This is a genomic window from Sphingopyxis yananensis (assembly GCF_020687785.1).
GTDB classification, from domain to species: Bacteria; Pseudomonadota; Alphaproteobacteria; order Sphingomonadales; family Sphingomonadaceae; genus Sphingopyxis; species Sphingopyxis yananensis.
Genome location: NZ_JAJEWI010000005.1, coordinates 16975 through 29243, shown reverse-complemented (window position 1 = coordinate 29243; position 12269 = coordinate 16975). Strand labels below are relative to the sequence as shown.

At 58.2% G+C, this 12269-nt stretch carries 11 protein-coding genes; 7 read left to right on the top strand and 4 right to left on the bottom strand.

The features are described 5' to 3' along the window. Positions 1-2: 2 nt before the first annotated feature. Complete coding sequence (locus LKO31_RS02570; protein ID WP_227688517.1) at positions 3-938, bottom strand: ribose-phosphate pyrophosphokinase; 936 nt, start codon at positions 936-938, stop codon at positions 3-5. A gap of 217 nt (positions 939-1155) precedes the next feature. Here LKO31_RS02570 and LKO31_RS02565 point away from each other — a divergent pair, with 217 nt between their 5' ends. Further along, positions 1156-2823, top strand: a complete 1668-nt coding sequence (locus LKO31_RS02565; protein WP_227688516.1) for an NAD+ synthase — start codon at positions 1156-1158, stop codon at positions 2821-2823. 62 nt (positions 2824-2885) lie between these two features. On the opposite strand, the gene LKO31_RS02560 is transcribed toward LKO31_RS02565, so the two are convergent. Further along, a complete protein-coding gene (locus LKO31_RS02560) occupies positions 2886-4535 on the bottom strand; it encodes an alkaline phosphatase D family protein (protein ID WP_227688515.1) in 1650 nt (549 codons plus the stop codon). Next, a complete protein-coding gene (locus LKO31_RS02555) occupies positions 4532-7078 on the bottom strand; it encodes a TonB-dependent receptor (protein ID WP_227688514.1) in 2547 nt (848 codons plus the stop codon). The genes LKO31_RS02560 and LKO31_RS02555 overlap by 4 nt, the downstream gene beginning before the upstream one ends. Positions 7079-7303: 225 nt before the next feature. Between LKO31_RS02555 and LKO31_RS02550 the strand changes: the two genes are divergently transcribed. Next, on the top strand, positions 7304-8614 hold the full coding sequence (locus LKO31_RS02550) for a glutamate--tRNA ligase (RefSeq protein WP_227688513.1): 1311 nt from the start codon (positions 7304-7306) through the stop codon (positions 8612-8614). A gap of 284 nt (positions 8615-8898) precedes the next feature. Next, on the top strand, positions 8899-9066 hold the full coding sequence (rpmG, locus tag LKO31_RS02545; protein ID WP_227688512.1) for a 50S ribosomal protein L33: 168 nt from the start codon (positions 8899-8901) through the stop codon (positions 9064-9066). Between the two features lie 184 nt (positions 9067-9250). Here rpmG and LKO31_RS02540 read toward each other — a convergent pair whose 3' ends face one another. Then, positions 9251-9613, bottom strand: coding sequence for a response regulator (locus LKO31_RS02540; RefSeq protein ID WP_227688511.1), 363 nt, complete (start codon positions 9611-9613; stop codon positions 9251-9253). Positions 9614-9702: 89 nt separating this feature from the next. Between LKO31_RS02540 and LKO31_RS02535 the strand changes: the two genes are divergently transcribed. Genes LKO31_RS02535 through LKO31_RS02520 form a run of 4 tightly spaced genes read left to right on the top strand, consistent with a single transcriptional unit; the run spans position 9703 to position 12269 of the window. Next, positions 9703-9975, top strand: coding sequence for a DUF3572 domain-containing protein (locus tag LKO31_RS02535; RefSeq protein ID WP_227688510.1), 273 nt, complete (start codon positions 9703-9705; stop codon positions 9973-9975). Beyond that, positions 9972-10658 (top strand): HAD family hydrolase, encoded by a 687-nt coding sequence (locus LKO31_RS02530; RefSeq protein ID WP_227688509.1) that lies wholly within the window; start codon positions 9972-9974, stop codon positions 10656-10658. The genes LKO31_RS02535 and LKO31_RS02530 overlap by 4 nt, the downstream gene beginning before the upstream one ends. Positions 10659-10668: 10 nt before the next feature. Continuing rightward, positions 10669-11133: a RidA family protein gene (locus LKO31_RS02525; RefSeq protein ID WP_227688508.1), complete on the top strand. Its 465-nt coding sequence runs from the start codon at positions 10669-10671 to the stop codon at positions 11131-11133. Continuing rightward, positions 11133-12269, top strand: a complete 1137-nt coding sequence (locus tag LKO31_RS02520; protein WP_227688507.1) for a GNAT family N-acetyltransferase — start codon at positions 11133-11135, stop codon at positions 12267-12269. Before LKO31_RS02525 ends, LKO31_RS02520 begins: the two co-directional genes overlap by 1 nt.

Below are 12269 nucleotides of genomic sequence, written 5' to 3'. Positions count from 1 at the left end.
GCTTAGTCGAACAGCGAGGAAACGCTGGTTTCGTCGGCAATACGCTTGATCGCTTCACCCAGCAGCGGGGCGATGGTCAGCGCGCGAACCTTGTCGCTGGCCAAGACGGCATCGGTGGGTTGGATGCTGTCGGTGATGACCAATTCGGTCAGCGCGCTGGCGTCCACACGGGCGACCGCGCCGCCCGACAATACGCCGTGGGTGCAATAGGCCACAACGCCTTCGGCACCCGCTGCTTTAAGGGCAGCCGCCGCGTTGCACAATGTGCCTGCCGAGTCGACGATATCGTCGATCAGAATGCAGAAGCGGCCTGTGACATCACCAATGATGTTCATCACTTCGCTTTCGCCAGCGCGTTCGCGGCGCTTGTCGACAATCGCCAGTGGGGCGTTATCAAGGCGCTTGGCCAGCGCACGGGCGCGCACCACGCCGCCAACGTCGGGCGATACGACCATCAGATTCTTGTCACCAAAACGCGCCTGAATGTCCGCGCTCATGACCGGCGCGGCATAGAGATTGTCGGTCGGGATGTCGAAGAAGCCCTGAATCTGGCCAGCGTGCAGGTCAATCGCCAGTACGCGGTCAGCGCCTGACGTGGTGATCAGGTTCGCGACCAGCTTGGCCGAGATGGGCGTGCGCGGACCGGGCTTACGGTCTTGGCGGGCATAGCCGAAATAGGGCACAACAGCCGTGATGCGCTTGGCCGACGAACGACGCAAGGCGTCCGTTACGATCAGCAATTCCATCAGATTGTCATTGGCTGGAAAGTTCGTCGGTTGGATGACAAACACATCCTCACCGCGTACATTTTCGTGGATTTCCACGAACACCTCTTCGTCAGCAAAGCGGCGCACGCTTGCTTCGGCCAGAGGAATTTCCAGATATTCCGCGATAGCGCGGGCGAGCGGCAGGTTGCTGTTGCCGGAAATCAGTTTCATGGGGTGGTAAGCCCTTTCGCCGAGGTGAGGTTGCGCGCCCCTTAGACACCCTAGCGCCTAAGGGGAAGGGTGAAGTTTGTTTTGTTGTCTTTAGGGGCGCTTTTGGGTCAGATTGAAAGCGGATTCCGCACTTTTGTTGGAATATTCCTTAGTGGGTCGGGTCGCGGGCTGCGCGCGGCATTGCGGCGGGGCATCGGGCTGCTTATGGATAGCGGCTATGACAACAGCCGATACGCTCACCATCATTTTTGCGCAGATGACGCAAAATATTGGCCATTTGGCCGCCAATGCCGACGCGATGCGCCAAGTGCGGGCGGCGCACCAAGACGCCGATTTGATCGTTTATCCCGAATTGCAACTGATCGGATATCCTCCCGAGGATTTGGTCCAGAAACCGGCGCTGATTGAACGCGCGGCGCAATATATGGCGGAGCTGGCGGCGGAGACGGCGGACGGCGGGCCCGCGATGTTGGTGGGTTCTGTCGAGCGGGTGGACGGCAAATTATATAATATGGTGGCCTTGCTGGACGGCGGCAAAGTGGTGGCGGTACGCCGCAAGCATGAATTGCCCAACTATGGCACCTTTGATGAAAAGCGGTTGTTCGCGGCTGGACCCTTGCCGGACGTGGTGGAATGGCGCGGGGTAAAGCTGGGCTTGCCGATTTGCGAGGATGGTTGGTTCCCTGACGTTTGCGGACACCTGAAGGCGCAGGGCGCAGAGATTCTGCTGTCGGTCAACGGCAGCCCGTTTGAAATTGAGAAGGATGACCGCCGCCTGACCGATGTTTTTGCGCGGCGCGTGGCGGAAACGGGCCTGCCACTGGCATTTCTGAACCGCATTGGCGGGCAGGATGAGCTGGTCTTTGATGGCTGTTCCTTTGTGCTGTCGGCCAAGGGCGAATTGCGCCATCGTTTGGTCGATTGGGACCATGAAGAGCGGGTGACGCGCTGGACCAAGCAAGCGGATGGCAGCTGGGATGTCGATGCGGGCGTGATTGCGGAATGGGAAGCCCACCCCAGCGATATTTATCACGCCATGGTCGTGGCGCTGCGCGATTATGTCGAGCGCAATGGCTTTCCGGGCGTGGTGTTGGGTTTGTCGGGCGGCATCGACTCGGCGATTTGCGCGGCTGTGGCGGCCGATGCTTTGGGGCCGGACAAGGTCTGGTGCGTCATGCTGCCCAGCCAATATACCAGCGATGAAAGTTTGGACGATGCACGGGGCTGTGCCGAAATGATCGGATGCCGTCTGGACACGATCAGCATCGCGCCCGCCGCTGCGGCCTTTGATCAGATGCTGGCCCCCAGCTTTGCAGGCAGGGCGGTGGATAGCACAGAGGAAAATATCCAGTCGCGGATTCGCGGCGTGACGCTGATGGGGCTGAGCAACAAATTCGGCCCAATGTTGATGACCACGGGCAATAAGAGCGAGTTGAGCGTGGGCTATGCGACCATTTATGGTGATATGGCGGGTGGCTATAATCCGTTGAAGGACGCTTATAAAACAACGGTCTTTGCCCTGTCGCGTTGGCGCAATAGTCATGTGCCGCGCCTCAGCCGCAATCAGGTTGCGCCGGTGATGCCGGTGAATATTATCGATAAACCCCCCAGTGCCGAACTGCGCCCCGACCAGCGCGATGACGACAGCCTGCCGCCCTATGACGATTTGGACCGAATGCTGCACATGCTGGTGGAAGAAGAAGCGAGCGTCGATGATGTTGTCGCCCGCTATGGCTTTGATCGCGGCAGCGTGGCGCGAATTGAACGTTTGTTGGCGATTGCCGAATATAAGCGCCGCCAAGCACCGCCCGGGGTGAAGCTGAGCACGCGCAACTTTGGCCGCGACCGCCGTTACCCAATCACCCACGGATTCCGCACGGCCTAAGCCGCGCCCATTGCACAAAGTCAAAAGCCCTGCCCGACTGGAACGGTGCAGGGCTTTTTTGTTCAGGCCAGTTGCTTGTCGCCCGCCTGAATTTCCACGCGTTTGATGCTGCGGGCCTGATAGTCGGGGGAATAAATGGTCGACATCGCCATGAAATCCGCCACCGCTTTGGTGGGCGACAGAGTCAACAAAATATAGCCTTTGGCCCTCTGGTCGCAGAATTTCACATCTTTGCTAGATGCGATGAGCATTTGATCAATGGGTAAATCGCCCAGCGCATCGCCAATCGATGGGCTGGTGATCGCCGATGTGGCCAATTCCATGCCAACATAATCGCCGGCCTCATTGCTGAGGTTGTTCGCCCAAAATGCATGGCTGTCGCCCGCCAGCACCAAGGGCACCGATTTCGCACGGGCAAAGGCGGCGTAAAGCCGTTCACGGGCGGCGGGATATCCGTCCCACGCATCCAGATTAAAGGGCAGGCCCGCCCGATATCCGGCCTGTGTATCGGCCACAATATCGCGGAAAGTTTCGGGAACAGCGGCCAGCGCGGCAGCGGCTTTTTCTGCGCCCAATAATTTTACCAAATCGGGGCCGTTGACGCGGGCCATGACGATTTGATTGCCAATCACTTGCCACGGCGTGCCAGAGGCAGTGGATTGGGTAAGAATCTGTTCCAACCATCGTTGCTGCTGTGGCCCCAGCAATTCGCGTTGCGGGTCGTTGCGGGTGGCCAGCACCGTGGGGATTTGTTCACCAACTGGTGCATCGCCTTTGAAGCCAGCCGACTCGCTGCGCGCCAGCAGCCGTGTTTCGACCATCGCCAGCGTGGCCAAGTCGCCAAAGTTGAAATGGCGATTGATGCTGTCCCATGGATGGTCGGGGTGACCATCGCGAATGGGCATCCATTCAAAATAGGCCTGCATGGCGGCGGCTTTGCGGTCGGCCCAGCTGCCCTCTGTTTCGCTTTGGTGATTTTCCGCGCCATGCAGCCATGCGTCATTGGCGGTTTCATGATCGTCCCACACGCAAATGAAGGCCGCGCGGGCATGGGCGGCTTGCAGCATTGAGTCGCGCTTATATTGCGCGTGGCGGGTGCGATAATCGGCTAAGGTGACGATTTCATGGGTCGGCTCCACGACCCGTCCCAATTTCGCGCCAATGTCGCCGCCATAACCATCGGCGCCATATTCATAAATATAGTCGCCCAAGTGAATGACGGCATCCACACGGTCTAGCGTGGCGATATGGTCCCAAGCGTTGAAAAATCCGCCACAATATAATTGGCAGGACGCGACGGCCAGCACCGCATCGCTGGTTTTACCGCGCGGCAAAGTGCGGAAACGTCCGGTGGGGGAACGGGTGCCATCGGCCAGTTCAAACCAATAATGATAGTCGCGGCCTGCCCGCAGACGCCTTGGTTCCACCTTGACGGTGAAATCGCGGGCAGGGCGCGCCTCGGCATCGCCGCTTTCCACTGGTCTGCCCTGCGCGCTTTCTGCGACATGCCAACGCAGGGGGATGGCGGCGCTATGCTGCGGGTTGGCGGGCGTGACCCGTGTCCACAAAATTGCACCCTGTGCGCTGGGGTCGCCGCTGGCCACCCCATGCAGGAATTGCGCCCCTTTGGTGGGAGCAGCGTGGGCGATGACCGATGGCAATACCGCGCCAGAGCCGATTAGCCCCAGCGCAGCCCGCCGATTGACGGTCATCGTGCGCCGCCAAAGCGGAAGCTGGCCGACACACCATAAAGGCGCGGTGTGCCCGCGATGAAGGTGGGCATGCCAATGCCGTCACCCGTATTGCCGGCATCCATAATATATTTTTTGTTCAATATATTGTCGGCAAAAAATTCGACGCGCCATTGGCCGTCCGCGTCTTCATAGCCCAAGCGGGCGTTCAGCAAGGCATAGCCCGATTGCAGTTCGTCGACGATATTGTCGGCGACCAAAGCGGCTGGTGGTTGCTGCAAGTCGCTGCGATCATTGTCATCGTCAAAGAAGATTTTCGATTGCACCGACAAGCTGGGTGAGAAGCTGAATCGGCCCTTGCCAGCGGGCACGGACAATATGGCCCCAATAGCGGCGCTATGGTCCGGATTCAGGCGGAAGTGATTGCCATCGCGCACACCCGTTTTGAACCGCCCATGATTATAGCCATAGGTCGCGAACAGGCTGAACATATCGCTGGGCACCCAGCGAACCTGTCCCTCAAAGCCATAGCTGGACGCTTTGCCCGCATTGGTCGTGATAAATTGCGTGCCGTCCTGAATGACGGTTTGGAAATTATCATATTGATAATAGAAAATCGCGCCGTCCACAAAGATGGTGCGATTGGCAAAGGCGGTCTTGGCCCCAATTTCATAGCTGTCGACTGTTTCAGCGGGCAGCACGGCGAAGATGCTGTCGCCAAAGGGAACAGCCGGCCCGCGCACCGACAATAGTTCGGGACGGCGGCCGCGTGAGTAAGTGGCATAGATGCTGCTGTCGTCGCTGGGCATATAACGGGCGGTCAAACGCCAGCTAAAGCCGCCGCTGCTCAGTTCCGCTTCGTCCACATCGCCATTATTGTTGGTGGGTTGCTGGGCCAGACCGAAGATCGGCACGGGATAGGCCAGCGATGGCGGAATGTTGGCCGCACCGGGGACGGCAAGGCCGCCCAGCAATTGCTCGCGCTGCGGCGAGGCTAAGCCCATTGCCCCCAAAAATCCGCCCAAGATCGAACGACCATTTAAGCTTTGCGACGAATAGCGCGTGCGCTTGTCGTCATGGGTGTAACGCAGGCCGGCACCGATTTCGAACTGATCGGACAAGGCAATGCTAATATCGCCAAAAATGTCATAGGCGCGGGTGCGCGACGCGTTGGTGGCGGTTTCCAAATGGCTGGATTTCAAATTGGCCGCGATGCCATTGGCGACGACGGGATCCAGAGCATAGCCATAGCTGCCAGCCACGCCTTGCAACAGGGCGGCGGTGAAGGCGCTATTGTCGAAAAAGGCGGCAGGTGCAGGGTCGGTTGCGGGACGGCCGGGGATGAGGCCGCCGCCATGCAACGCCCCTGCAAAGCGTGCCAAAGCCATGCGTTCGTCAAATTGCGATGGCGTGCGCTGCGATCCATTTTCATAAAAATAGCTGGCACCGACAAAGGCGTTAATCGGACCATCGGAATAGGACAGGCGCAATTCTTGGGTGAATTGCTTGCCGCGGGCGTCTTCGGCGGCGCTGAGCAGCGGCAGCGAGATGCCGTCTGCGTCGAAAATTTCCAGCGCGTTAAATTTGCGATAGGCGGTGTTGGATGTCAGCGCGACCCGATCATTCAATTCCCATTTTGCTAGGCCGGTAACGCCCCAGACCTTGCGGTTGAGGCCAAGGGCCTTGTCATCTTCGAAGCGCGCGCCCGTCGACAGGGCGGCCCCGCTGTTGCGGCCCCGCGTTCCCACCACGGCGCCAGTGACGGGGTCGGTGGGGGTGAAGGCGATGGACTTAAATGCTGTGCCAGCAGGACGGTCCTTTTGATAATTGCCGATCAGGTCAAAGGTCAGGCCGCCTGTTTCGGTATGAAAGGCCCCGCGAATGGCACGGGTGTCCGCCGAGTTGAAATCTTCGCCGCCCAGCAGATTTTCGGTATAGCCATCGCGGGTGCGCAGCCGCCCCGCCACACGAATGGCGCTGGCCTCGCCAATTGGCAGGTTGACCATCGCTTCGCTGGTGATGGCGTTATAATTGCCATAGGAAAAAGACGCTGCCCCTTCGCGCTTATTGGGGTTGGCCTTATTCTGAATCAGATTGACCGCGCCGATCAATGCGCCGCGACCATAAAGGGTCGATTGCGGGCCCTTGGCAATTTCCACCCGTTCCATATCGAATAATTCGACATAGCTGCCGCGTGATTTGGAAATGGAAATGCCGTCTTGATAGACAGAGACACGCGGTTCGGCGGTGGCCGTTCCGCTGTCGGACGTAATCCCGCGCATGACAAAGCCGGGATTGTTGGGCGATTGGTTCTGCACGACAAAGCCCGGCACAAAGCGCGACAATTTGTCCAACTCATTCAGGCCAAAGCGTTCCAATTCTTCGCTGCTGAGCGTGGTTAGCGTGATCGGAACCTCAATCGCGTCTTGCTCGCGCAACTGCGCCGTGACGATGATGTCGTTTTGTGTGTTGTCCGTTTGGGCTGATGCGTTCTGCGCTTGGGCTTGAACAGCGATCATGGCCGAAAAGCTGGCCGTTGCCAGCGCGACTGTGCGGAATGTCATGATATTGTCCCCTGTCAAATCATGGCTTCCTTATGAAGCAAGAATGACGGGCCGGTGACAAAAGTATCGCCGGAACGGCAGCAGTAAATTCTTTTGCTGGATGCTGTGATATTTTTAGCACCCCGAGCCAGAGGTCGCCTTTGGTGCTGTGGCGCATGCAGGGCGGCGCTTAAGATGCACAATGCACCACTCGCCTTTATCGGAAAAAAGTTTATAGGCGCAGATATGACAGTCGTAACACGTTTTGCTCCTTCGCCCACCGGCACCCTGCATGTCGGTAATGTTCGCACCGCCCTGCACAATTGGATGTGGGCTCGAAAGCATGGCGGGCGTTTCCTGCTGCGTATCGACGATACGGATTTGGAGCGCAGCAAAGAGGAACATGTGACCTCTATTCGCGCCGATCTGGCGTGGTTGGGCCTGAACTATGATGGCGAAGAACGACAGTCGGCCCGTTTCGACCTGTATGAACGTGAATTTGAAAAGCTGAAGGCGGCCGGACGGGTTTACCCCTGCTATGAAACGCCCGAAGAATTGGATATTCGCCGCAAGGTGCTGGCATCGCGTGGTTTGCCGCCGATTTATGAACGCAAAGACCCCGATGCTCCGGTGCCCGGAGGCGTTGCCCCGCACTGGCGATTCAAGCTGAGCTATGATGCGCCGATCACATGGACCGACATGGTGCGCGGTGACCAAAGCTTTGACCCCAAGACGATGTCGGACCCTGTGATCCGCCGTGCAGATGGCAGCTGGCTGTATCTGTTGCCATCGGTGATCGACGATATTGATATGGGCATCACCCATGTGGTGCGCGGCGAAGACCATGTGTCGAATACCGCAGCGCAGGCGCAAATGTTTGAAGCCTTGGGTGCGGTTCCGCCGCAATTCGCGCATGAGGCGCTGCTGGTTGGCACCGAAGGCAAGCTGTCCAAGCGTCTGGGTTCGCTGGGCATGGGCGCGCTGCGCGAATCTGGTATTGAACCGATGGCGATTGTGTCGCTGCTGGCGCGTTTGGGCACCAGCGATCCGGTGGAGCCGTCGACGGACGTAGAAGCTTTGGTGGCGACCATCGACTTTGCCCGCTTTGGCCGTGCACCCGCCCGCTTTGACGAAGCGGAGCTGGAATTGGTCAACCAAAAAATATTGCACCAGCGCAGCTATGCCGATGTGGCCGACCGTTTGCCCGCCAGCATTACCGAAGCGCGTTGGAATGCGATTCGCCCGAATTTGAACGCTTTGTCCGAAGCGGCAGATTGGACCCCAATTTTTGAAGGTCCGTTTACGCCGCCCGCACCAGAGTCTGAGTCGCTTGCGGTATTGGATGCGGCGGCGGCGGCGATTGCGTCGGTGGAATGGGACTATCAGGCTTGGAAAAGCCTGACCAGCGCCGCCAAGGACGCCAGCGGGGCCAAGGGCCGCGCGCTGTTTCTGCCGCTGCGCCGCGCCGTGACGGGGCTGGACCATGGGCCGGATATGGGGGAATTATTGCCACTGATCGACAAGGATCAGGTCGCCCAGCGCTTGGCTCATCGCTGATTCTTGGCCCCATTTGGAATCCATTTGGGGCCTAGTTGGGGCGATGTCTGGGGTGGCTGGACGGGATTTTGCAGCATTTCATGCTATTTTCATGGAAATGCACCGCGACCGGCTGGCTTGCCCTTGACATAATGTGCGAATCCCGCCAGATGACCGCCGATTGAATAGGGCCGTGCGCATCACGCGCTGCCCTATATTTATTTTCACAAACCGCCGGGGCCACCAGTCCCGCCGCATTTGCTGGATAGCCTAGCAGATGTGCAGATTTTTCGAGGAACAGGGCCATGGCCAAGCCGACAACCGTCAAGATCAAGCTGGTGAGCACCGCTGACACGGGCTTTTTCTACGTCACCAAGAAGAACCCACGCACGATGACGGAAAAGATGCTGCAGCGCAAATACGACCCCGTCGTGCGCAAGCATGTTGAATTCAAAGAAGCCAAGATCAAGTGATCCCTTCCCACATGATGAAAATTCATGTGGTTTGAAATGGCTTAATTTTGGAATGACCCACGGGTCATCTGAAATATCGGGGCGGTCCAATGGGCCGCCCTTTTGCTTTGTGCGGTTCGAACATATCGCCGAGCATGAATTGGTGAATGATGCCGACGCGGGCGCCTACATCACAACTCTTGGGTCAGGCGAATTTGCCGACGGTTTCGATGAATTTGATGACCGATATCGGTTTCGAGACATAGGCTTCTGCGCCAGCGGCGCGGATTTGTTCTTCGTCGCCTTTGCCTGCATAAGCGGTTACCGCCATGATCGGAACGGACCGCAGACCATGGTCCATTTTTAGTTCGCGGATCAAATCAAGGCCGCTGACATGCGGCAACTGAATATCCATGATGATTAACGCGGGGCTAACTTTACGGGCGATATCAACCGCATCCCGACCATCGCGGACGGGGTGGGCCTGAAAACCAGGCGCGTTCAGCAAGTCGCAGAACAAGCGCAAGTTCAGCTCATTATCCTCAACGACCAAAATGGCCTTGTCCATGATTTCGGCTTTCCCCGCTTGCGTCCGCGCACTGTTTAGGCGAATCCTTGGCCGGATACAATTGTTTGACGGAATAAGGATGTCAGTTGGTGCGGGATGATGACCAGATATTGGCGCTTCAGGCGCTGGCGTGGATATTGTCCGATGAACCAAGGCGTGAACGATTGCTGGGTATGACGGGTTTAACCCCCGATGCCCTACGCGCATCCTTGGGTGAACCAGCGGTGATGGGCGCTATATTGCAATTTTTGGCGGGGCATGAGGATGATTTAATCGCTTGTGCCGATGCAACGGGCATTTCCGCCCAAAGCTTTGGCGCGGCAGCGCGCCGTTTGGAGCAAGCGGAAGGATGGACGGAATGACAATGACGGACACAGCGAATAGGGATGTGGTGAACAGGGGCGCAGCAAGGCCGTTGCTGATCACAGATTGTGACGAAGTGTTGATGCACATGGTGGTGCCTTTTGCCCAGTGGGTGGACGAAGCCCATGGTGTGATGTTCCAAATGGAGGACACCAGCTTTGCCAACGCCTTGAAGCGTAAAGAATGCGGCACGCCCTTGGAAGCAGCCGAAGTTTGGCCTTTGCTCGATGCCTTTTTCGCGCATGAAATGGCGCGCCAATTGCCGATATCCGGCGCGATAGAGGCGATACAGGCAATATCCAAGGTCGCGGATATCATCATTTTGACCAATGTTGGGCCAGAGCATCAAGCCGCCCGCGCGCGTCAATTGGCGGCCGTTGGCATTGACGCCCCCGTGATTGGCAGCCGTGGCGGCAAGGGTGGGCCGGTGCGCGACATCATGGCAAAATATCAACCATCGATGGCGGTCTTTGTCGATGATTTGGCCAATCACCACCACAGCGTGCGGGACGAAGCGCCGGATGTGTGGCGCTTGCATATGGTAGGCGAACCTTTGATCGCCGACAAGGTGCGGCCATCGCGCGCCGCCCATGTACGGATTGATGACTGGACAGCCGCGTGCGAGTGGATATTGGCCCGTATGAAGGACAATCAGCCGGCCCCAGCGCCGCAACCTGCCTAAAGGAAAGAATATGTCGATCGAAGCGAAGCTTGCCGAACTGGGTCTGGAACTGCCAGCCGCAGCGGCCCCTGTCGCGGCTTATGTACCCTATGTCGAGCATGGCGGAATGCTGTATATCAGCGGCCAATTACCCTTTGACAATGGGCAGGTGGTGACGGGCCGTTTGGGCGTGAATGTCGATATTGCGGGCGGCTATGACGCGGCGCGCCGCTGTGCGTTGATGTTGCTGGCCCAAATTGGCAACGCGCTGGATGGTGATTTTTCGCGGGTCGAAAAGGTCGTGAAGCTGGGCTGCTTTGTGAACAGCGCGCCGCACTTCACCGACCAAGCCAAGGTGGCCAATGGCGCGTCGGAATTGTTTGAAATGCTGTTCGGTGATGCGGGCCGTCATGCCCGCGCCGCTGTGGGCGTGGCGGTGTTGCCGCTGGGCGCGGCGGTGGAAATTGACGCCATTTTGGCGGTGCGCCCCGCCTGATGACGGATATGGGCCGGACCATAGCCTTGGAAACCGGCCTGTCCGCGCTGGACCCACAGCAATGGGATGCGCTGCATGATGGGGGCAACCCCTTTGTCAGCCATGCTTTTCTACATTTGTTGGAACAGTCGGGCAGTGTTGGTGAGGGCACTGGATGGCAACCGGCCCCTTTGACGGTGCGCGGCGCGGATGGGGCTTTGTTGGCCGCTGCGCCCGCTTATTTAAAATCGCACAGCCAAGGCGAATATGTGTTCGATCATGGCTGGGCCGATGCATGGCATCGGGCGGGCGGGTCCTATTATCCCAAGCTGCAAATCGCATCGCCCTTTACCCCTGTGCCCGGACCAAGGCTGTTGGCGGTGGACGATGAAGCGGCGCTGTTGCTGATTCGCGCTGCCGAAGCCGTGGTGCAGCAAAATGAGCTGAGCTCCGCCCATGCGACCTTTGTTGAGGCGGGGCAGATTCCGCTGTTTGAACAGGCAGGTTGGCTGATCCGGCGCGACATTCAATTTCATTTTCACAACCAGGGCTATGGCAGTTTTGAGGATTTTCTGGGCGGCTTGACGTCACAAAAGCGCAAGCAATTGCGCAAAGAACGCGCGCGGGCGCTTGAAGGATTGCGAATAGAAGAGGTGACGGGCGCACATATTCGGCCCGACCACTGGGACGCCATGTGGGCCTTTTATCAAGACACGGGCGCGCGCAAATGGGGCACGCCTTATTTAACCCGTGCGGCCTTTGATTTGATGGGGGCTGTTATGGCCGATCAGATCATCTTGATGCTGGCCTATCAAGATGATCAGCCTGTGGCAGGGGCGATGCATTTTCTGGGCAGCGATGCCCTATATGGCCGTTATTGGGGCTGTGTTATGGACATCCCCTATTTGCATTTCGAACTTTGTTATTACCGCGCCATCGATGTGGCGATTGCACGCGGTTTGACGCGGGTCGAGGCAGGGGCGCAGGGCGGGCATAAATTGGCGCGTGGCTATGCGCCCATGGCGACTTGGTCGGCCCATTATTTGCCAAACCCCAGTTTCCGCGCGGCGGTGGCCGAATTCTTGGCGCATGAGTCGCGCGCAGAAGAAGCGGAAATGCAATATTTGTCGGGCCATTTGCCGTTTCGGCACGGCTAG

What these genes read in the sequence shown, in the direction of transcription:
- LKO31_RS02570 (WP_227688517.1), bottom strand. Translation starts at nt 938, where the DNA reads ATGAAACTGATTTCCGGCAACAGCAACCTGCCGCTCGCCCGCGCTATC.
- LKO31_RS02565 (WP_227688516.1), top strand. Translation starts at nt 1,156, where the DNA reads ATGACAACAGCCGATACGCTCACCATCATTTTTGCGCAGATGACGCAA.
- LKO31_RS02560 (WP_227688515.1), bottom strand. Translation starts at nt 4,535, where the DNA reads ATGACCGTCAATCGGCGGGCTGCGCTGGGGCTAATCGGCTCTGGCGCG.
- LKO31_RS02555 (WP_227688514.1), bottom strand. Translation starts at nt 7,078, where the DNA reads ATGACATTCCGCACAGTCGCGCTGGCAACGGCCAGCTTTTCGGCCATG.
- LKO31_RS02550 (WP_227688513.1), top strand. Translation starts at nt 7,304, where the DNA reads ATGACAGTCGTAACACGTTTTGCTCCTTCGCCCACCGGCACCCTGCAT.
- rpmG (WP_227688512.1), top strand. Translation starts at nt 8,899, where the DNA reads ATGGCCAAGCCGACAACCGTCAAGATCAAGCTGGTGAGCACCGCTGAC.
- LKO31_RS02540 (WP_227688511.1), bottom strand. Translation starts at nt 9,613, where the DNA reads ATGGACAAGGCCATTTTGGTCGTTGAGGATAATGAGCTGAACTTGCGC.
- LKO31_RS02530 (WP_227688509.1), top strand. Translation starts at nt 9,972, where the DNA reads ATGACAATGACGGACACAGCGAATAGGGATGTGGTGAACAGGGGCGCA.
- LKO31_RS02525 (WP_227688508.1), top strand. Translation starts at nt 10,669, where the DNA reads ATGTCGATCGAAGCGAAGCTTGCCGAACTGGGTCTGGAACTGCCAGCC.
- LKO31_RS02520 (WP_227688507.1), top strand. Translation starts at nt 11,133, where the DNA reads ATGACGGATATGGGCCGGACCATAGCCTTGGAAACCGGCCTGTCCGCG.